The organism is Streptomyces sp. NPDC005141 (assembly GCF_053599975.1).
The window spans coordinates 53,376-74,130 of record NZ_JBSFYW010000016.1; the positions used below are offsets into that span (position 1 = coordinate 53,376).

At 72.9% G+C, this 20,755-nt stretch carries 17 protein-coding genes; 11 read left to right on the forward strand and 6 right to left on the reverse strand.

Annotated elements, in window-relative coordinates; genetic code table 11:
• Positions 1-2: 2 nt before the first annotated feature.
• The 7 genes from ACWD68_RS15320 (at position 3) to ACWD68_RS15350 (ending at position 9,563) form a co-directional block, all read left to right on the forward strand.
• On the forward strand, positions 3-1,064 hold the full coding sequence (locus ACWD68_RS15320; protein ID WP_451806900.1) for an ABC transporter ATP-binding protein: 1,062 nt from the start codon (positions 3-5) through the stop codon (positions 1,062-1,064).
• A gap of 716 nt (positions 1,065-1,780) precedes the next feature.
• Complete coding sequence (locus tag ACWD68_RS15325) at positions 1,781-3,265, forward strand: HAD-IA family hydrolase (protein ID WP_451806901.1); 1,485 nt, start codon at positions 1,781-1,783, stop codon at positions 3,263-3,265.
• A 173-nt stretch (positions 3,266-3,438) separates the two neighbouring features.
• On the forward strand, positions 3,439-5,739 hold the full coding sequence (locus tag ACWD68_RS15330; protein ID WP_451806902.1) for a nitrate- and nitrite sensing domain-containing protein: 2,301 nt from the start codon (positions 3,439-3,441) through the stop codon (positions 5,737-5,739).
• Positions 5,729-6,262, forward strand: coding sequence for a roadblock/LC7 domain-containing protein (locus tag ACWD68_RS15335; RefSeq protein WP_451806903.1), 534 nt, complete (start codon positions 5,729-5,731; stop codon positions 6,260-6,262). Before ACWD68_RS15330 ends, ACWD68_RS15335 begins: the two co-directional genes overlap by 11 nt.
• 7 nt (positions 6,263-6,269) lie before the next feature.
• Positions 6,270-6,650 carry a DUF742 domain-containing protein gene (locus ACWD68_RS15340; RefSeq protein ID WP_451806904.1) on the forward strand — a complete coding sequence of 127 codons (381 nt, stop codon included), beginning with the start codon at positions 6,270-6,272 and terminating at the stop codon, positions 6,648-6,650.
• A 329-nt stretch (positions 6,651-6,979) separates the two neighbouring features.
• Positions 6,980-7,807: a carbon-nitrogen hydrolase family protein gene (locus ACWD68_RS15345; protein WP_451806905.1), complete on the forward strand. Its 828-nt coding sequence runs from the start codon at positions 6,980-6,982 to the stop codon at positions 7,805-7,807.
• Between the two features lie 61 nt (positions 7,808-7,868).
• On the forward strand, positions 7,869-9,563 hold the full coding sequence (locus ACWD68_RS15350; RefSeq protein WP_451806906.1) for a flavin monoamine oxidase family protein: 1,695 nt from the start codon (positions 7,869-7,871) through the stop codon (positions 9,561-9,563).
• A gap of 46 nt (positions 9,564-9,609) precedes the next feature.
• On the opposite strand, the gene ACWD68_RS15355 is transcribed toward ACWD68_RS15350, so the two are convergent.
• Both ACWD68_RS15355 and ACWD68_RS15360 read right to left on the reverse strand, forming a co-directional pair.
• Positions 9,610-10,539 (reverse strand): LLM class F420-dependent oxidoreductase, encoded by a 930-nt coding sequence (locus ACWD68_RS15355; protein ID WP_451806907.1) that lies wholly within the window; start codon positions 10,537-10,539, stop codon positions 9,610-9,612.
• Between the two features lie 92 nt (positions 10,540-10,631).
• The gene (locus ACWD68_RS15360; RefSeq protein WP_451806908.1) at positions 10,632-11,306 is read right to left on the reverse strand and encodes a DUF5995 family protein; all 675 of its coding nucleotides are present in this window, start codon (positions 11,304-11,306) and stop codon (positions 10,632-10,634) included.
• Between the two features lie 100 nt (positions 11,307-11,406).
• Between ACWD68_RS15360 and ACWD68_RS15365 the strand changes: the two genes are divergently transcribed.
• Positions 11,407-12,588: a glycoside hydrolase family 6 protein gene (locus tag ACWD68_RS15365; RefSeq protein WP_451806909.1), complete on the forward strand. Its 1,182-nt coding sequence runs from the start codon at positions 11,407-11,409 to the stop codon at positions 12,586-12,588.
• On the opposite strand, the gene ACWD68_RS15370 is transcribed toward ACWD68_RS15365, so the two are convergent.
• Positions 12,570-13,964 (reverse strand): uracil-xanthine permease family protein, encoded by a 1,395-nt coding sequence (locus ACWD68_RS15370; RefSeq protein ID WP_451806910.1) that lies wholly within the window; start codon positions 13,962-13,964, stop codon positions 12,570-12,572. The two genes, ACWD68_RS15365 and ACWD68_RS15370, sit on opposite strands and share 19 nt — an antisense overlap.
• 121 nt (positions 13,965-14,085) lie before the next feature.
• Here ACWD68_RS15370 and ACWD68_RS15375 point away from each other — a divergent pair, with 121 nt between their 5' ends.
• Positions 14,086-15,384, forward strand: coding sequence for an alginate lyase family protein (locus tag ACWD68_RS15375; protein WP_451806911.1), 1,299 nt, complete (start codon positions 14,086-14,088; stop codon positions 15,382-15,384).
• A gap of 97 nt (positions 15,385-15,481) precedes the next feature.
• The gene (locus ACWD68_RS15380) at positions 15,482-15,940 is read left to right on the forward strand and encodes an acyl-CoA thioesterase (RefSeq protein WP_451806912.1); all 459 of its coding nucleotides are present in this window, start codon (positions 15,482-15,484) and stop codon (positions 15,938-15,940) included.
• Here ACWD68_RS15380 and ACWD68_RS15385 read toward each other — a convergent pair.
• Positions 15,900-17,111 (reverse strand): MFS transporter, encoded by a 1,212-nt coding sequence (locus ACWD68_RS15385; RefSeq protein WP_451806913.1) that lies wholly within the window; start codon positions 17,109-17,111, stop codon positions 15,900-15,902. The genes ACWD68_RS15380 and ACWD68_RS15385 overlap by 41 nt on opposite strands.
• 130 nt (positions 17,112-17,241) lie before the next feature.
• Between ACWD68_RS15385 and ACWD68_RS15390 the strand changes: the two genes are divergently transcribed.
• Positions 17,242-18,474 carry an ROK family transcriptional regulator gene (locus ACWD68_RS15390; RefSeq protein ID WP_451806914.1) on the forward strand — a complete coding sequence of 411 codons (1,233 nt, stop codon included), beginning with the start codon at positions 17,242-17,244 and terminating at the stop codon, positions 18,472-18,474.
• Positions 18,475-18,548: 74 nt separating this feature from the next.
• Here ACWD68_RS15390 and ACWD68_RS15395 read toward each other — a convergent pair whose 3' ends face one another.
• Together ACWD68_RS15395 and ACWD68_RS15400 are read right to left on the reverse strand one after the other, a co-directional pair.
• Complete coding sequence (locus tag ACWD68_RS15395) at positions 18,549-19,298, reverse strand: NAD(P)H-binding protein (RefSeq protein ID WP_451806915.1); 750 nt, start codon at positions 19,296-19,298, stop codon at positions 18,549-18,551.
• Between the two features lie 136 nt (positions 19,299-19,434).
• The gene (locus ACWD68_RS15400) at positions 19,435-20,421 is read right to left on the reverse strand and encodes an RNA polymerase sigma-70 factor (protein ID WP_451806916.1); all 987 of its coding nucleotides are present in this window, start codon (positions 20,419-20,421) and stop codon (positions 19,435-19,437) included.
• Positions 20,422-20,755: the final 334 nt, after the last annotated feature.

Below are 20,755 nucleotides of genomic sequence, written 5' to 3' on the forward strand. Positions count from 1 at the left end.
CCATGACTGTCGCCACGCTCGAAAAGGCCGCCACCGTCGAATTCCGCGGACTCCGGCGGGAGTTCGGCCCGACCGTCGCCCTCGACGGCCTGAACCTCACCGTCCGGCCCGGTGAACTCCTCGCCCTGCTCGGCCCCTCCGGCTGCGGCAAGACCACCGCGCTCCGCATGCTCGCCGGGTTCGAACAGCCCGATTCCGGCGAGGTGCTGGTCGACGGCGAGGACATCACCCGGGTTCCGGCACACCGCCGCGACGCCGGGATGGTCTTCCAGTCGTACAGCCTCTTCCCGCATCTGAGCGCCCTGGACAACGTGGCTTTCGGGCTGCGGATGCGCAAAGTGCGTTCGGCCGAACGGCGGTCCCGCGCAGCCGAGTTGCTGGATCTCGTGGGCCTCGGGGACAAGGGTGAGCAGTTCCCGCACCAGCTCTCCGGCGGCCAGCAGCAGCGCGTCGCGCTGGCCCGCGCGCTCGCCCTGCGGCCCCGCGTCCTGCTGCTCGACGAGCCGCTCTCCGCGCTGGACGCCAAGGTGCGGCTCTCGCTGCGCGAGGAGATCCGGCGGCTCCAGCTGGAACTCGGCATCACCACCCTGTTCGTGACGCACGATCAGGAAGAGGCGCTGTCCATGGCGGACCGGGTGGCGGTGATGCGGGCCGGACAGCTCGAACAGTGCGCGTCCCCCGCCGAGTTGTACGGGCGCCCCGCCACCGCCTTCGTCGCCGAGTTCGTGGGCACGATGAGCCGGATTCCGGGGAGCCTCGACGGCGACACGGTCGAGGTGCTCGGCCGGCGGCTGCCGGTGGACGGGGACGCGCCCGTCGCGGCGGAGGTGGATGTCCTGGTCCGGCCCGAGGCGGTCCTGGTGAGTGCCGACGACGCGGGTGACGCGCGGGTCGTGGCCACCGCCTTCCTCGGCGCCGCCACCCGGGTCACCGTGCGGCTCGCGGACGGCACCGAGGTCAAGGCCGACCTGCCCACGCACGAGGCCGCGACGCTCGCGTCGGGTGCCGCGGTGACGGTCACCCTGCCGGACCGTCCGGTCCTGGTCGCCGGGCGCACGGCCTGAGGAGCGCCCGGTATCGCCCACCCGAGGCCGCCCGTCGGCGAGCCGCGCACGGCATCCGGTACCGAGCCGCGCACGGCATCCGGTACCGAGCCGCGCACGGCATCCGGTACCGCCCTGCGCACGGTTTCCGGTACGGAGCCGGGCATGGCGTCCGGTACCGCCCTGCGCACGGTTTCCGGTACGGAGCCGGGCATGGCGTCCGGTACCGCCCTGCGCACGGTTTCCGGTACCGCGCCGGGCACGGATTCCGAGCCGCGCACGGTTTCCGGTACCGAGACGCGCACGGTTTCGGTACCGCGCCGGGCACGGCGGCCGGCACCTTGCCGGTCGAGTGCATCCGGCGGGGCGCCGGGCCACGCGTCCCGTGCCGCGCGGCGCCGGGGGCCGCGCGGTCTCGCAGGTCGCCGTACGTCCAGCCGGGCGAGGCGGAGGCGGCCGGTCCGGCCTCGGACACCGGCCGTCCCTCCGGGAGCGGCAGCCGCGTGCGTACGGCCGCGCCGCAGTACGCCGTACTCCGCCGCGCAGGGGAAGTGCCCGGCGGCAGGGCCGGTGTCGTAGGGCCGGGCGCCCGGGCTCGCGGCCCCGCGGCGGCTCCGGTCCCGCACCGCAGGCACCCCCCAGGGTGCACACCCCGGGGCGGCCCGCCGGCCGTGGCCCGGAGCACCCCGCACCTCCCCGACAGCCCACCCGAGTCCCCCACCGAGAAAGAGAACCCCGTGACCCACCGCACCACCGCCCGACCTCCTCTCCAGGCCGTCCTGTTCGACATGGACGGCACGCTCGTGGACACCGAGCGGCTGTGGTGGGAGGCGGTGGAGCAGGTGGCCGGCGAGGTCGGGCGCGTCCTGACGGCGGCCGACCAGCCGCATGTGCTCGGACGGCCCGTCGAGCACACCGCGGGCTGGCTGGCCGGAGTCACCGGCGCACCGGCGGAGGCGATCGCCTCCGAGCTGCACCAGCAGTTCGCGGACCGTGTCCGCACGGGAATCGTGCCCCGCCCCGGAGCGACGGAACTGCTCGACGCGCTCGCCCGCGAAGGCGTGCCCACCGCGCTGGTGACCGCCTCGCCGCGCGCGGTCGCCGACACGGTCCTGGAAGCGCTCGGCGCCGAACGCTTCGCCGTGTCCGTCACGGCCGACGACACCGAGCGCACCAAGCCCGCCCCCGACCCCTACCTCGCCGCCTGCCGTGCCCTCGGCGTCGACCCCGCCGCCTGCGTCGCCGTCGAGGACACCCAGACCGGTGTCACCTCCGCCGAGGCGGCCGGCTGCGCCGTCCTCGCGGTGCCCTCGCTCGCCCCGATCGCCCCCGCGCCCGGCCGCACCGTGCTCGGCAGCCTGGAGGAGGTGTCCCCGGCCCGGCTGCGGGCGATGGTGGCCCCGGGCGAGCTGCGGGTGATGAGCTGGAACCTCTGGTTCGGCGGCACCAAGGTCGACGGGTACCGCGAGAAGCAGCTCGAGGTCATCGCCGGGACGGGCGCGGACGTGGTCGGCCTCCAGGAGACGTACGGGAACGCGGCGCGGGAGCTCGCCGAAGCCCTCGGCTGGTACCACCACCGGGCGGGCGACAACCTCGGCATCATCAGCCGCCACCCGATCGTCGCCCGGCTGGGCGACCCGGACGTCGGCTTCTACGGGGGGACCGGTGTCCGGATCGCGCTGGACGGCGGGCGCCGGGTCGACGTCTGGAGCGTCCACCTCGACTGCGCGCCCTACGGCCCGTACGAGGCACGCTTCGACGGACTTCCGGCCGCCGAACTGATCGCGCACGAGGACGGGCGGCTCGGTCGGATGCGCGAGATCCTGCGGCGGGTCGCCGACTCCGGCGACGGGTCCGTTCCGGTCGTCCTGGTCGGGGACTTCAACGCGCCCTCGCACCTGGACTGGCCGGACGTCGCCTGGCCGGTGACGAACGCCGCCGAGGAGGCGGGCCTGCGCGACTCCTACCGCGAGGCGCACCCCGACCCGGTACGGGACCCCGGACACACCTGGTCGCCCGTCCACACCGAGCACGAGGACGGCAGCGGGCGTCCGGAACCGCAGGACCGGATCGACTTCGTCCTGCACCGGGGCCTGACCGTTCTCGACTCCCGCACGCTCGTCGGCGGAACCCCGCGTGCCTGGCCCGACGTTGCGGGCAACGACTGGCCCTCCGACCACGCGGCGGTCGTCACCGTTTTCGCCGTGCCCCGCGGGGACTGACGGGACGGGCCGGGAGGACGCTCCGGGTGCGTTGAACGGCGAGTCAGGCCGGACCATTGCGGTCCGGGCACACGATCCACTAGTTTGAGCCGCGCTCGCTACCCGCGAGTAACACCGATGGGTTACCACACGTCACCCGGCCACCCGATTCGTCCTGTCGTCCTGGGGAGACCATGCGCTGGCCCTTCGGCCGTCCGACCACGGTCCGTACGCGGATCGTGGCCCTCGCGCTCGCTCCGGTGATCGCCCTCATGACGCTGTGGAGTTTCGCCATGGTGTCCGTCACCGGTGAACTGCGCGCACTCGTCCGTCTCCAGGACGTGTACAACACCTTCGGCACGCCGGTCGACACGGCGATCGGCCAGATCCAGATCGAGCGGCGCCTCGCGGCCGCGTACCTGGGCGAGGACCACGGAACGGCGGCGGCCGTCGACCTGCTGGCGCAGGAGCGCCGCACCGACCGCGCCGTGACCGCGATGCGCACCGCGATCCGGGACGGGGACCGCGACCTGCTCTCCGGCCGCCAGCGGCAGGAGCTCGACATCGTGCTCGACTCGGTCGACGGGCTGGAGGGGCTGCGCGGACGGGTGCTGTCCCACGCCGTGTCCTGGGACGGGGCCGTGGCCGAGTACAGCGCCCTGGTGGAACCCGGTTTCGACGTACCGTCCGCCCTCACGGCACTTCAGGCGGGACAGCTGGCCCGCGAGGCACAGGTCGTCGTCGAGCTGGTGCGGGTGCGGGAGTTCGTGTCCCGCGAGGACGCGCTCGTCGCCGGGGCACGGGCCGCCGGAACGCTCACCGACCGCCAGTACGACACCCTCACCGCGACGATCGAGGACCGCCGGGTCTTCGAGCGGACCTATGTGCCCGACCTGCCGGCCGACTCGCGCGCCCTCTTCGAGGAGTTCCAGCGCGGAGACCTCCACCGGGAGCTGACCCGGGGTGAGGACGCCCTGCTGCGGGCGGGTGCGAAGGGTGCGGGCGAGGCCGTCGGGGCCGGTACCTGGCGCACCACCACGGACCGCGCCGTCAAGCAGTACATGCGGCTGTGCACCCGGTCGGCGATCAACTCCGCCGAGCGCGGGCGGGAGTTCGCCTACCGTGAGATGGCCAAGGCCGCCATCGTCGGTGTGCTGGGACTGGCCGCCGTAGGACTGTCCTTGTGGTTCGCGGTGCGCGGGGCACGGCGCATCTCGCGCCGCCTCGAGTCGCTGCGGGACGCCGTCGATCTACTGACCAACCGTCAGCTCCCGCACGTCATGGAACGGTTGAGCGCCGGCGAGGAGATCGACGCCGCCGCCGAGGCGCCGCCCCTGGCCGACGCGGAGGCGGTGGCCGACGAGATCGGCCAGGTCGGCCGGTCCTTCAACACCGCCCGGCTCGCGGCCGTCGAGGCCGCCGTCAAACAGGCCACCCTGCGCCGCGGGTTGTTCGCGGTGCTCCTGAACATCGCCCGCCGCAACCAGGCGCTCGTGCACCGCCAGCTCAAGCTGGTCGACACGCTGGAGCGGCGCACCGACGACCCGGACGTCCTGGACGACCTGTTCCGGATCGATCACCTGACCACCCGCATGCGACGGCACGCGGAGAGCCTGATCATCCTCTCCGGCTCGGCCCCGGGCCGCCGTTGGCGGCGGCCCGTGCCCGTCGCCGAGGTGGTGTCCTCCGCGGTGAGCGAGATCGAGCACTACGCGCGGGTCGTGGTCCCCCCGATGCCGGAGGTGGGCGTCGCGGCCGACGCCGTCGCCGACGTCGTCCACCTGATCGCCGAACTCGTCGAGAACGCCACGGTGTTCTCACCTCCCCACACCCAGGTCACCCTGCGTACCGGTCGGGCCGGGAGCGGGTTCGTCCTGGAGATCGACGACCGGGGCCTCGGTCTCGCGCCGGAACAGATCGAGGAGGCCCACCGGACCATCACGAGGCCGGACGACTTCGACCCGACCCGGCACGACCGGCTCGGGCTGTACGTGGTGGGGCGGCTCGCCGCACGGCACGGCATCAGGGTCACGCTGTGCCGTTCACCGTACGGCGGTACGACGGCGGTGGTGCTGCTGCCGGAGGCGGTTCTGGCGCCGGTGGAACCCACGGGTTCGGCCCTCGATGCGGAGCCGGACCCGCGGGGGCTGCCCTCGCGGGGGCGCACCGCGGTTCTGCAGGAGCGGCGGACGGCGCAGCGCGAGCAGGACGTCGGCCTGGTGCGGCAGGACGCTCCGGTCCCCGCCGCGCCCGTGCTGCCCACCCGGGTCCGCCAGACCTCCCTCGCACCCGAACTGCGTACCGCGGGACCGGAGGCCGACGGGACACCGGAGCGCGAGGTCACGCCGGAGGAGATGCGCGCGGTCTTCGGAGCCTTCCAGCGCGGCCTCGACCGTGGCCGCAAGGGCCTGCCCACGCAGCCGGGCTCCAGGCAGCCCGGCCCCGCGCAGCGAACCGACACCGAGGAAGGGAACGACGTCGACCATGCGCCCTGACCAGCTCCCAGAGCACCCTGCCCAGACCATCGAGGCCCGGATCCGCGAGGCCCGGATCCCCGAGACCGAGAGCCTGGCGCCGACGGGCGGCGCCTCCGAGTCCGGGGACGGCACCGACCGGCCCGGTACCGATCTCGGGTGGCTGCTCGACGACCTCGTGGCCAGAACCGACCATGTCCGTCAGGCCGTGCTCCTCACCGCCGACGGTCTCCCGCTGAGCTGCTCGGACGGCATGCGCCGGAGGGACATCGAACACCTCGCCGCCGTCTGCGCCGGCTTCCACAGCCTCGCCCGCTCGGCGGGCGAACGCTTCGCCGCGGGCGGGGTGCGCCAGACCATGGTGATGCTCGACGACGCCTACCTCTTCATCACCCCGGCGGGCGACGGAAGCAGGCTGGCCGTGCTCAGCGAGGTGCAGACGGACGTCGGACAGCTCGCCCACGAGATGGAACTGCTCGTCCGCCGCGTCGGCCGCCACATGGCCGCCTCCGTACGTTCGGCGGCCGACCCCGCGGGCTCCTGATCCGCCCGTGACCGACGATCACTGGTACGAGGACGAGACCGGGCCGATGGTGCGGCCCTACACCGTCACCGGGGGCCGGACCCGGCCCTCGGACGGGCATGTCATCGATCTGATGTCGCAGGTCACGGCCCTGGAGGCGGGCACCGGGCTGCCCGGTGTCGATCATGCCGCGGCCGCCCTGCTCGACCTGGCGCGCCGCGGACCCCGGCCGGTCGTCGAGCTCGCCGCGGACGTCGACCTGCCGCTGACCGTCGTACGTGTGCTGCTCGGTGACCTGGCCGAGGCCGGTCTGGTGCGCATCGACGAGCCGCGCCGTACGCCGGACGGCGGTCCGGCGGCCGACCCGGAGCTGCTGCGCGAGATCGTGGAGCGGCTGCGCGAGCTGTGAGCGCCGGGCGGGCCGGACGCGGGGCCGGAGGGCCGGCGCTTCCGGGCATCGCCCTGCCGCCCGTCCTGGAGCGGGAGACCCGACCCGCTTCGGGGCGTCGCCCCGCCCCGTCCTGGAGCGGGAAACCCGCCTGTGACCTGCGTCTCCCCGGGAATCAGGGCCACGACCGGGGGGTGCGAGGGGGTGCGCAACGAATCGCCGCCGGAGGCCGGGCGCACGCAATGAATCGTTCGGTGGCGCGCAACGGGTCCTTCTTGTCCCCCCGCGCCGCCCGACCGTACCGTCTATGTGGCCCCCCGAATCCCTTTCCGTACCGGTGGAGAACACGCATGCGCACAGCCCTGCTCCAGAGCTCCGGCCGCCCCGGCTCGATCGTCGAGAACCTCAAGGTGCTCGACGAGGCCGCGGGCCGCGCCGCCGCAGCGGGAGCCGGGCTGATCGTGACGTCGGAGATGTTCCTGACCGGCTACGCCATCGGTGACGACATCGCACGCCTCGCCGAGCCCGCCGACGGCGCGTCCGCCGACGCGATCGCCGAGATCGCCACCCGGCACGGCGTGTCCGTCGCCTACGGCTACCCCGAGCGCGAAGCCGCACGCCATGAGCGCGAGGGCTCCCCGGCCGACGGTGGGGCGCGCGTCTTCAACTCCGTGCAGCTGATCTCCGCCGACGGCACCCGGCTCGCGAACTACCGCAAGACCCACCTCTTCGGCTGCTTCGAGCACGACCACTTCACGCCCGGCGACCAGCCCGTCGTACAGGCCGAACTGAACGGCCTCCGGGTCGGTCTCATGATCTGCTACGACGTCGAGTTCCCGGAGAACGTCCGCGCGCACGCCCTCGCCGGCACCGACCTGCTGCTCGTGCCCACCGCGCAGATGCACCCGTTCCAGTTCGTCGCCGAGTCCGTCGTCCCGGTGCGCGCCTTCGAGAACCAGATGTACGTCGCCTACGTCAACCGCACCGGTCCGGAAGGGGAGTTCGAGTTCGTCGGACTGTCCACGCTGGCCGGGCCCGACGGAGTCGCCCGTGCCCGGGCCGGACGCGGCGAGGAACTGGTCCTGGCGGACGCCGACCCCGTCCGTCTCGCGGCCTCGCGCGAGGCGAACCCGTATCTGAAGGACCGCCGCCCCGGTCTCTACGGGTCCCTCGTCTGACATCCCGCCCGGTCGAACAAGCCTCCCCCTCACCAGCTTTCGCGCAAGGAGTCCGTACCCCATGACGTCCACCGTGCCCAACGCCGTCCAGCACGCCGACGTGCAGCAGCCGCCGATCACCATGTTCGGCCCGGACTTCCCCTACGCCTACGACGACTTCCTCGCGCACCCCGCGGGCCTCGGGCAGATACCCGCGACCGAGCACGGCACCGAGGTCGCGGTCATCGGTGGCGGCCTGTCCGGCATCGTGGCCGCGTACGAGCTGATGAAGATGGGCCTCAAGCCCGTCGTGTACGAGGCCGACGAGATCGGCGGCCGGCTGCGCACCGTGGGATTCGAGGGCTGCGACCCGTCGCTCACCGCCGAGATGGGCGCGATGCGCTTCCCGCCGTCCTCCACCGCCCTCCAGCACTACATCGACCTGGTGGACCTCGAGACCCGGCCGTTCCCCAACCCCCTGGCCGAGTCCACGCCCTCGACGGTCGTCGACCTCAAGGGCGAGTCGCACTACGCGACCTCCGTCGACGACCTGCCGCAGGTCTACCGCGACGTGATGAACGCCTGGAACGCCTGCCTCGAGGACGGCGCCGACTTCTCCGACATGAACCAGGCCATGCGGGAGCGCGATGTGCCGCGCATCCGGGAGATCTGGTCGAAGCTCGTCGAGAAGCTCGACAACCAGACCTTCTACGGCTTCCTCTGCGAGTCGGAGTCCTTCAAGTCCTTCCGGCACCGTGAGATCTTCGGCCAGGTCGGCTTCGGCACCGGCGGTTGGGACACCGACTTCCCGAACTCCATCCTGGAGATCCTGCGCGTCGTCTACACCGAGGCCGACGACCACCACCGCGGCATCGTCGGCGGCTCCCAGCAGCTTCCGCTGCGTCTGTGGGAGCGCGAGCCGGAGAAGATCGTCCACTGGGCGTACGGCACCTCGCTGTCGACGCTGCACGACGGCGCCCCGCGCCCGGCCGTGACCCGGCTGAACCGCACCGCGGGCAACGGGATCACCGTGACGGACGCGAACGGCGACATCCGCACCTTCAAGGCGGCGATCTTCACCGCCCAGTCCTGGATGCTGCTCTCCAAGGTCGCCTGCGACGACTCGCTCTTCCCGATCGACCACTGGACGGCGATCGAGCGCACGCACTACATGGAGAGCTCCAAGCTCTTCGTCCCCGTCGACCGGCCGTTCTGGCTCGACAAGGACGAGGAGACCGGCCGTGACGTCATGTCGATGACGCTCACCGACCGGATGACGCGCGGCACCTACCTCCTCGACGAGGGCCCGGACAAGCCCGCCGTCATCTGCCTCTCGTACACGTGGTGCGACGACAGCCTGAAGTGGCTTCCGCTGTCCGCGAGCGAGCGGATGGAGGTCATGCTGAAGTCGCTCGGCGAGATCTACCCGAAGGTCGACATCAGGAAGCACATCATCGGCAACCCGGTGACCGTGTCCTGGGAGAACGAGCCCTACTTCATGGGCGCGTTCAAGGCCAACCTGCCGGGCCACTACCGCTACCAGCGCCGTCTGTTCACGCACTTCATGCAGGAGGGGCTGCCCGAGGACAAGCGGGGCATCTTCCTCGCCGGCGACGACATCTCCTGGACGGCCGGCTGGGCCGAGGGCGCCGTCCAGACCGCGCTGAACGCGGTCTGGGGCGTCATGCACCAGCTCGGCGGGACGACCGACCCGACCAACCCCGGGCCCGGCGACGTCTACGACGAGATCGCGCCGGTGGAACTCCCCGAGGACTGAGTCCTCCTCGAGACGAGACGAGACGAGGCGAGACGCGGCGCGCGGGTCAGACCCCGGCCGCCCGCGCCGCCTCGTACACCTCGGCGGCCACGTCCTTCAGTTCCTGGGCGTCCCGCACCGAGCTCTGGAGGTCGAGGAAGATCTCGTCGAGGCCGACCTCGGCGTGGGCGACCAGGTCCGCCACGATCTGCTCGACACCGCCCTGGAAGGGCTGGCGGTCCGCGCCCTCGTACCCCTTCGCCGTGTACCGCGGGTTGGTCCGCAGCACCGTGCGCAGCGGCTCGGTACGGCCGCGCTCGGCTGCCAGATCGAGCAACTGGCGCCACTGCGCCGCCAGTTGCTCGACACCCATGCCGATCGGCATCCATCCGTCGGCGTGGTCGACGAGCCGGCGCCGCGCCTTTCCGGTGTTGGCGGCCAGCAGGATCGGGATCGGCCGGGCGGGCTTGGGGCCGACCACGGCGGACGCGATCTTGGTGAACGTGCCGTCGTAGACCACCGGGTCGGGGCCCCACACCGCGCGGCACACCGCGATCACCTCGTCGAGAACCTGGCCGCGCTCCTCGAAGGGCCGGGCGGAGGCCGCCGCGTACTCGTCGAGCGACCAGCCCGTGCCGAGGCCCGCCACGACACGGCCGCCGCTCGCCGCGTCGAGCGAGGCGAGGGCCTTGGCGAGCTGGAAGGGGCCGTGCAGCGGGGCGACGAGGACGCTGGTGCCGAGCAGCGCGCGCTCGGTGACCGCGGCCGCGAGGGTCAGGGTGACCAGGGGGTCGGCGACGGCGCGGTACGCGTCCGGCCAGGGCAGTCCCTCGATGCCGTACAGCCCCTGCGTAGGGGGATCCGGGAACAGCGCCCGCTCGAAGACCCACAGGCTGTCGTACCCGATCGCCTCCGCGGCGCGTGCCACGTCGGGCACGTCCCGTCCGAGGTCGTACTGCTTCATCTGGGGGAGGGTGAGGCCGAGTCGCGTCGCCATACCTGGGGGCTCCTTCGCAGCAGGGTGTGCCGATCGTTCAACGTACAGTGATCCGAACCGAGTTCCGGCGAGGACCGCACCGCGTGGCCGGATCAGGTCGGCAGGGGAGTGAGCAGCATCCGGCCGGCCAGGCCCACCGCGGCGTCGAGGCGCTCGGCGAACTCCTCGGCCAGGTCCGGGAGTCCGCGCAGCGCCCACAGGGCCCGCGCCGCTGCCCAGGTGGCCTGACGCGCCCGCTCGAGGCTCCATGCGCCGAGCAGATGGGTGAGCGGATCGGCGATCTGGAGCAGGTCGGGGCCCGGCATCAGTTCTTCGCGGATGTGCTCCTCCAGCGAGACGAGGAGATCACCCACGCGGTCGAACTCGTCCTCCAGGTCCGCCGGTTCGCAGTCGAGCGTACGACAGGTGTCCACCAGGGCGAGCGCCAGATCGTGCCCGATGTGCGCGTTGATGCCCGCGATCGCGAACTGCAGCGGACGTACCCCCGGATGGCGGCGGAACTGCAGCACCGGCCGCCAGCAGGCCGGCGCGCGGCCCTCTTCGGCCACCGTCAGATAGCGCTCCGCGAACCGCACGTCCAGCGTGATCGCGGCCCGGCGGTCCGGGAAGACCCCGGTGTCCAGGTGCCGGTCGAACTCCTCGGTGCCGGTGAGGTAGACGCGGTTGAAGACCGCGAGACCGTCCCGCTCGGGGAGCTCCGCGTCCAGGGTGCGCATACGGGCGACGACCGCGTCTACGGGAGTGGTGAACTGTGCCGACTGCGCCATGAGGGCAGCGTCCCAGTCCTAGGCTGGCCGGAGTGCCGCCGGGCCGGAGGCTTCCCCAGAACGGGGGAACGCGGCCGGGGCGGGAGTGAGGGAGCGGTACGTGTCAGGCTTACGTGCGCGTCGGTCGGCCGAGCGCAGGGCCGAGCGCAGGCGGTCCGCCGGGCGCGCCGCGATGGTCACCGCGGCCTCGGTCGTGGTGGCGGTCGGGACCGTGACGGGGATGGTGTCCGCGCTCGACGGCGGGCGCCCCTCGAAGGACGCGAAACCGCTGGTGACCCCATCGAGCGGCCCGGGGCCGCTGCCGGGTGTGCCGACGCCGTCGCGCACCTCGGCCGCGCCGTCCCGGTCGGGCCCGGCCTCCCCGAGACCGGCCGGCGAGTCCTCGCCGAGCAGGAGGAAACCGCGGACCACGCCCGCTCCCGAGCGTCTCTACCGCCACGCGGACTCCCAGGTCCGCGACTGGGTCGACGCCCACCCCGATGACGCCCGGCGGCCGGTCATCGAGTCCCGGATCGCCGACCGTCCGGCCGCGGTGTGGTTCGCGGACTTCACGCCGTCCACGATCACCGCGCGGGTCAGGGCAGTGACGTCGGCCGGCTCCGCGCAGGGCCGGGTGCCCGTCGTCGTGCCGTACGCGATCCCGCAGCGCGACTGCGGCGGCGCCTCGGACGGCGGGGCGCCCGACCTCGCCGCGTACGACGGCTGGATCGACCGGTTCGCGGCCGGGCTCGGCTCCGGTGAGGTCGTCGTCGTCCTGGAGCCCGACTCGATCGCCCAGTCCGACTGCCTCGGTGAGGGTGAGCGGGCCGACCGCTTCGCCTCCCTGGCCCGCGCCGGCCGCGTCCTGAAGGCGGCGAACCCCAGGGCCCGGGTCTACTACGACGCCGGTCACTCCGACTGGAACCCGGCCGCCGAACAGGCCGCGCTGCTCGGCCGGGCGGGCGCGGCCTCGACCGCCTCGTCCGACGGCATCTTCACCAATGTGTCCAACTTCCACCGGACGAGCGACGAGATCACCTATGCCCGTCGGGTGCTGTCCGCGCTCGGCGGGTCCGCCGGCCTCGGCGCCGTCATCGACACCAGCCGCAACGGCAACGGTGCCCCTCCCGACGGCGAGTGGTGCGATCCGGCGGGCCGCAGGATCGGACAGGCGCCGACCCTGAGCACCGGGGAGGCCGGGATCGACGCCTATCTGTGGGTGAAGCTGCCGGGTGAGTCGGACGGCTGCCGGGGTACCCCGGGGGCCTTCTCGGCCGAGTACGCCTATGAGCTGGCGCGCTGATCCCCGGGCTCGTCGTACGTCGACGTCCCCGAGTCGAGCAGGGGCTCCTGCCGCTTGAGGTGGGCCGGGGCCATCGCCCGCAGCGCGTGGTAGCCGGTGATCACGACGATGGTGCCCAGCGCGATGCCGTTCAGCGAGAAGTTGTCGGTGAACTTCAGGGTGACGCCGCCGATGCCGATGATGATGCCCGCGGCGGCCGGCACCAGGTTCAGCGGATTGCGCAGGTCCACCCGGGCGTTGAGCCAGATCTGGGCGCCGAGCAGCCCGATCATGCCGTACAGGATGACGGTGATGCCGCCGAGGACACCGCCCGGGATCGCCGCGACCACCGCGCCGAACTTGGGGCTCAGGCCGAAGAGCAGGGCGAACAGGGCGGCGGCCCAGTAGGCGGCCGTGGAGTAGACCCGGGTCGCGGCCATCACGCCGATGTTCTCGGAGTACGTGGTGTTGGGTGGGCCGCCGACCGCCGTGGAGAGCATCGAGGCGGCACCGTCGGCGGAGATCGCGGTGCCGAGCCTGTCGTCCAGCGGGTCGCCGGTCATCTCGCCGACGGCCTTGACGTGACCCGCGTTCTCGGCGACAAGCGCGATCACGACCGGCAGCGCGACGAGGATCGCCGACCACTGGAACGACGGCCCGTGGAAGGACGGCAGCCCGATCCAGTCGGCCCGGCCGACACCGGACAGGTCCAGGCGCCAGTGGTCGGTCACCTTGCCGCTCGCGTCCATCGAGTGGATCCGGCCGAAGATCCGGTCGAAGGCCCAGGAGATGACGTAACCGAAGACGAGTCCGAGGAAGATCGCGATGCGTGACCAGAAACCGCGCAGGCACACCACGGCGGCTCCGGTCACCAGCATCGTGAGCAGCGCGGTCCACTGGTCCTGCGGCCAGTAGGTGGACGCGGTCACCGGCGCCAGGTTGAAGCCGATCAGCATGACGACCGCGCCGGTCACGATCGGCGGCATCGCGGCATGGATGATCCTCGCGCCGAACCGCTGCACGGCGAGCCCCACCAGGAACAGCGCGACCGCGACCACGAAGCACGCGCCCGTCACCGTCGCACTGGTGCCGCCCTGCGCGCGGATCACGGCGGCGACGCCCACGAACGAGAGCGAACAGCCCAGGTAGCTGGGCACCCGGCCGCGGGTGGCGAGCAGGAAGATGACCGTCGCGACGCCCGACATCATGATCGCGAGGTTCGGATCGAGTCCCATCAGGACGGGCGCAACGAAGGACGCCCCGAACATGGCCACCACGTGCTGGGCGCCGAGCCCGAAGGTCCGGGGCCAGGAGAGGCGTTCATCGGGGCGGACGACCGCTCCCGGGGCGGGGGTCCGCCCGTCGCCGTGCAGTTTCCAGCGCACGCCGAGGTCCATGGTGAGGATTCGCTTTCTCTGTACGTGAATCGGTCCGGACCATTGTCAGGGGTAACCAGCCGCCTTACGCTCACACGGTCCCACTCGTGAACGTCGTTCATATCTATGATCGGAGTGTTCTGTGAGTGCACGATCCCGACTGAGCGCGGTCGTGGCGGCCGTCGCGCTGGTGTCCGTCGTCGTTCCCGCGGCGTCCGCTCGTACCGCCTCCGTCGCCGCCCCCGCCGCGTCCGCTCACGCCGTGCCCGGCATCCCCCGGACCGTGGTCCTCGACGGCGGGCGGCTCCAGCGGACCCGGATCCGGCTGGACCACGGCGACCGCCGACTCGCCCGTCCGCTGCGGGACTTGACGGCCCGCGCCGACAACTGGCTGGACCAGGGACCCTGGACGGTCGTCGACAAGCCGAAGCCCGCCCCCGGCGGCGACGTTCACGACTATCTCAGCCAGGCCCCCTACTGGTGGCCCTCGCGGCCCGCCACCGCCGACAACCCCTGGGGCTGCCCCTACGTCCAGCGCGACGGGCAGCGCAACCCGGAGGTGGACACCGGCACCGACCGCCAGGACGTCGAGAAGGTCTTCGACTCGACGTACGACCTCGCGCTCGCCTGGTACTACACCGGCAGGAAGCAGTACGCGGAGAAGGCCGCCCAGGTCCTGCGCACCTGGTTCCTGGACCCGGCGACGCGGATGAACCCGGACCTGGACCACGGCCAGTTCATCCCCTGCAAGTACGACGGCCGGGCCATCGGCATCATCGACTTCTCGCAGTCCTACACGAGCGTCCTCGACGCGATCGCCGTCCTGGACACCGGCGCCCCCGGCTGGTCGCGGCACGACCGGGCCGCGATGCTCGACTGGAACACCGGCTTCCGCGACTGGCTGGCGGAGAGCGCCTTCGGCAGGGAGGAGGGTGCCGCCCAGAACAATCACGGGACCTTCTACGACATGCAGCTCGCCGCTCTCGCGTACGCGACCGGCGACAAGGCCCTCGCCCGGCGGACCGTGCTCGCCGCGCGTGCTCTGCGCATCGACCCGCAGATCGCCGCCGACGGCAGCCAGCCCCAGGAACTGGCCCGCACCCGCAGCTGGCACTACTCGACCTTCGACCTGGTCGCCTACACCCGGCTCGCGGCCATCGGCCGGCATGTCGGCGTGGACCTCTGGTCCTACCGGGGGCCGGACGGCCAGAGCCTGTTCAAGGCGGTCGACTACCTGCTGCCCGCGGCGACCGGCACCGAGCCGTGGACCCGTCCCGAGCTGGAGTTCCACCGCTTCGCGGCGAGCGATGTGGTGCACGCGGCGGCCGACGCCGGGGACCGGACCGCACGGGCCGCCGTGCCGAAGCTCGAAGCGCCGCCCGGCGGCGATCTGTGGGAACTGCGGCCGGCCGCCGAGCAGCTCGACTCGATCACGGGCTGATCCCGCCCGGCCGGGGCTCCTGAGCGGTTGCTTAGGATGGGGGTGTCGTTTTCAGCCATGCCTGTCCTGTCCGCACCCTGTCCCAGGAGCCCCGCCCGTGACCGCCGAAGCCCCCGTCGCCCCCGCCCTCCCGTACGGACGGCTCCTGCCCGTCACCGTCCACTTCGACGACCTCGACGCGCTCGGACTGCTGCACAACGCCCGCTACCCGGTCATGGTCGAGCGTGCCTGGGCCGCGCTGTGGTACGAGCGCGGCCTGAGCTTCGAGGGCGACTGGGAGGCGGCGGGCGACTTCTGCAACGCCGTCAAGGAACTGCGCATCACCTACGAGGCCCCGGTCAGCCGCCCCGGCGCGTACGCCGTCCACCTCTGGCTGGAACGGCTCGGGAACACCGGACTGACGTACGGCTTCCGCTTCTGCTCCCTCGACGGCGCGGTGACCTATGCGCAGGGCACCCGCGTCCTCGTCCGGCTCGACCCCGGGACGCTGCGCCCGGCGCCGTGGAGCGACCGGTTCAGGGCCTTGGGCCGGGAACTGCTGCGCTCGGAGGGCTGATCTTCGGGCGGTCGCGGTCCCCGGCGCGCAGCACACCCGCGAGCACGGTGAGCCCGAACGCCAGGATCGTGACCAGCCCGAACGACACGGCCAGACTCGTCGCCTGCGCCACCGACCCGATCAGGCTCGGCGCGATCAGCCCCGAGGTGTACGTGATGGTCGCGACGCCCGCGATGGCCTGACTTGGATTGGGGCCGCTGCGCCCGGCCGCCGCGAAGCAGAGCGGGACGACGACCGCGATACCGAGGCCGAGCAGCGCGAAGCCGCCCATCGCCACCGCCGGATGCTCCGCCACGACGATCAGCAGCCCGCCGGCCACGGCCAGCACACCGCCAGCCCGCACGGTGCGCACGGCGCCGAATCGGTTCACCACCGTGTCGCCCACCAGCCGGGCCACCGCCATCGTCAGCATGAAACCGGTGGTCGACGCCGCGGCGAGACCCGCCGAACTGTCCAGCTGGTCGCGCAGGTAGACCGCCGACCAGTCCAGGCTCGCGCCCTCCGCGAAGACCGCGCAGAAGCCGACCGCGCCGATGAGCAGCGCCGATCGGGGCGGCAGCGCGAACCGCGGCGGCGGCTCCTCGTCCTCGGTGGGCTTCAGGTCGAGCACCCAGCGGCAGGCGACGAGACCGAGGAGCGTGAGGGTCACCGCGGCCAGGGCGTGGTGCAGGCGCGCGTCCGAACCCAGATGCGCGGCGAGGGTGCCGGCCGCCGCGCCGACCAGGGCGCCGGCGCTCCACATGCCGTGCAGTCCGGACATGATCGACTTGTCGAGCCGGTTCTCGACCTCGACGCCCAGCGCGTTCATGGCGACGTCCGCCATACCCGCCGTGGCGCCGTAGACGAACATGGCGAGGCACAGGGTGAGCAGGTTCGGTGCCAGGGACGGGAGGATCAGGGCCAGCGTCCACAGGGCCATGAGCCCGCGCAGCGCCGTACGGCTGCCGAAGTGGTGGGTGATCCGGCCGGCCAGGGGCATCGAGCAGGACGCGCCGAGGGCGGTGAAGGCGAGGGCGAAGCCCAGCTGCCCCGCGCTGACCGACGCATGGTCCTGGATCCACGGGACGCGGGTCGCGAACGAGCCCGTGACGGCTCCGTGCACGGCGAAGACGGCAGCCACGGCGTACCGGGCGCGCTTCACCTCGCGCTGGTCGTAGACCACTTCACTCATGCTCCGGCCCCTCCCCGGGTGATGGTTCACCAAACTGCGGCCGTAAACTATCAGGAACCCTGCCTGATAGATAGTGAACTGTCGGCCGCCCGCCCACCGGACGGCCCCGCCGATCTGGGAGGATCCCGGCATGCCCGCATCCCCGAGCACCGCCCGGGCCATCAACGACCGGCTCGCCCTGCGGCTGTTGCAGCAGGAAGGCCCTTTGACGGCAGGGCGGCTGAAGCAGCTCACCGGACTGTCCCGGCCGACGGTCGCCGACCTCGTCGAACGCCTCACGGCCTCCGGCCTCATCACGGTCGTCGGGGAATCCGGGGAGCAGCGGCGCGGCCCGAACGCCCGGGTCTACGGGATCGTCGCGGACCGCGCCCACCTGGCCGCGCTCGACATCCGTACGGAGGGAGTCTCCGTGGTCGTCTCCGACCTGGTCGGAGACGTCCTGGCCGAGGCGTCCGTGCCGATCGGCGGCGACACCGGGACCGGACCGGCGGTGGAGCAGGCGGTCGCGCTGGTCGAGCGGGTGGCGAAGGAGGCCGGGGCCCTGGGGGCGGCGCCCCCGCGCGAACTCGTCCGGGGGTGGGGCAGGCTGCACACCGTCGGCATCGGCGCGCCCGGCCTGATCGACCCCGCCACCGGCGAACTGCGCGACTCCTCGGGCCTGCCCGCATGGCATCGCCGTCTGGTCGCCGCCCTCCAGGAACGGCTGCCCGAGGCCCGCGTCCTCGTCGAGAACGAGACCAACCTCGCCGCCCTCGCCGAACAGCGCGACGGCATCGCCCGCGACCGCGACACCTTCGTCCTGCTGTGGCTCGGCCACGGCACCGGGGCCGCCGTCGTCCTCGACGGCGCCCTGCGCCGCGGTGCCTCGGGAGGTACCGGGGAGATCGGCTTCCTGCCCGTGCCCGGCACCACGACCCTCCCCTCGGCGACCGACTGCGAGGGAGGCTTCCACTCGCTGGCCGGGGCGGCGGCGGTCGCGGCGCTCGCCGCGCGGTACGGCGTAACGGCGGAGCCGGACGCGCACGAGCCGCACGCCGCGGCGCTGGTGCGACGGGCGGTGGCAGCCCCGGACGCCCCGGGCGCCGCAGACTTCCTCGATGTCCTCGCCGACCGCCTCGCCATCGGGGCGGCCTCCGTCACCGCCGTTCTGGACCCCGGGTGCGTGGTCCTCGGCGGTGAGGTCGGCCAGGCGGGCGGCACCGTGCTCGCCGCCCGGGTCGAGCGGCGGCTCGTCCGCATGTCGCCGCTCCCGACCGAGGTGCGCGCGAGCACGCTGGGCGGAGGCGCGGTGCTGCGCGGCGCGCTCCTGACCGCGCGCGACGGAGCGCAGGACGAGCTGTTCGCCCCGCCTTCGTCGCGGTAGGAGCGGGGTCGGGAGGACCCCGGGTGGCGTGCTGGGCCAACCGGGGATCCAGCGCCCCCAGGACCACCGGCGAGTCAGCGTGCGTTCTCCGAGCGTGCCTTCAGGAAGTCCTCGAACGTTCCCTTCCCCACCGCGTGGCCCGGTGTGAGGTGGTGCCCCTCCCGGAACGCCCGGTAGGTCCGGCCCGGCAGACGTACGTCGAGCAGCGGGCGTCGCTTCCCGGTGGCGCGGAGGAAGGCGGCGGCCAGGGAGCGGAACGGGCGCACCTCGGGCCCGCCCATGTCCGCGACCCGCCCCGCGGGCGGCCCGGCCGTCAGTTCGGCCAGCCGGGCGGCGACCTCGGCGGCCTCGACCGGCTGGTCGGAGACCCCGGAGGGGAGGAGCAGCACCGGCAGCTTGGCGAGCCCGCCCAGGAGCTGGGCGACGAGGTCGTGGAACTGCGTGGTGCGCAGGATCGTCCAGCCGAGCCCGGACTCCTCGATCAGCTTCTCCACGGCCAGCTTGGTCCTGTAGTAGCCCATCGGCACCGCGTCGACGCCGACGATCGAGATGTAGATCAGGTGCGGCACGGCCGCCCGGCGCGCGGCCGCGATGACCTGCGCGGCGGCCCGTTCGTCGCCTCCGCGCGGTGTGGTCGCGCAGTGCACGATCGCGTCCACTCCCGCGACGGCCGCGTCCAGGCCGCTGCCGCCCTCGCGCAGATCGACGGCGTACGGCTGAGCGTGCCGGCTGAGCACCCGCACCTCGTGGCCGTCCGCCCGCAGCCGTTCGGTGACGAGCCGGCCGAGGGTTCCGGTGCCGCCGGTCACCAGGATCGTGGTCATGCTGTTCAGCCTTTCGATGCCGGACGCTCCCGGATGGAGCGCCCCTCGTCAGCTGAGACCGGACAGCCCGCGCGGATGTGACAACGGCCTGCGCGGGACGACGACCGAACCCCGCGTCGGTGGGCGGACGTGAGCCCTACGCGCGCGGATCGGGCGGGGACGGAACCTCGCGAGGCCGGGACCCGGGTGAGGGGTACCGGTCGGAGCCGTGGGGCCGGACCCGCGCCAGCTGGCGCCCGACGAACTCCAGTTTGGCGGGGTTCAGCACCACCCGCACCTCCGTGAAGACCCCGTCGTGGGCTTCGAACGCGACGACGCCGAGGACCGCGGCGACCCCGTCGGCGCCCTCGGGCCCGCGCGCGATCAGTCCCGCGCTGCCGTTGACCTCGGCCACCGACAGTTCGACGCCGTCCGCCAGGGCCCGGCCGAGGACACCGGCCAGGAAGCGCAGCACCTTCTCGCGCCCCTCGACGGGCCGCCGCGCCGCGGAGACCTTGCCGCCGCCGTCGGACCACCAGGTGACCTCCGCGGCGAACAGCCGCTCCAGCCCGGCCAGATCACCGTCGCGGGCGGCGGAGAGGAACGAGGTGACGAGCCGGGTCCGCTGCTCGGCGGGGGCCTCGAAGCGGGCCTCCGGCGCGGCGATCCGTTGCACCGCCCGCCGGTACAGCTGACGGCAGTTGGTCTCGCTCAGCTCCAGCACCCCGGCGATCTCCCGGTGGCCGTACGCGAAGGCCTCCCGCAGAACGTAGACGGCCCGCTCGGTCGGGGTGAGCCGCTCCAGGAGGACGAGCAGGGCGAGGGACGCGGCGTCGCGCTGCTCCGCCGACTCCAGGGGGCCGAGGGTGCCGTCGGCCGTGACGACCGGTTCGGGCAGCCAGGGCCCCACGTACCGTTCGCGCCGTGCACGGGCCGAGGTCAGCCGGTTGAGGCAGAGGTTGGTGACGACCTTGGCGAGCCAGGCGCCGGGCCGCTCGACCTCCGCGCGGTCGGCGCCGCTGAAGCGGAGATAGGCGTCCTGCACGGTGTCCTCGGCGTCGGCGGCGGAACCGAGCATGCGGTAGGCGAGCCCGAACAGGCGCGGGCGGTACGTCTCGAACTCGTCGGCGAGGCTCGTCGTCACGCCCCAGCTTCGCAGAGGCCGGGATCCGGCGGACCGCACGGGTGCCGGGGGGCCGAGCCGGTTCCGGTGGGGGACCCGGCGGCGGGGCAAGGGCCTTCGTCACCGCCGCCGGGTCGATCGTGGGGGGACCGGCGATGAACGATCACGCAGTCTTGATCGAGGACACTAAGAGGACTAGACCATACCGTCAATAGGTATGGACCAATATTGAAGCGTGCCGTGGTACGCCCCAAGGTCGCACGGCGGGACGGGAGTTGACTTGAGGAACCGTCTCGCGAAAGTCCAGGCCGGGCCTCTGTGAGCCACCCCACAGAGGCTCGGCCGCATGGGTGCC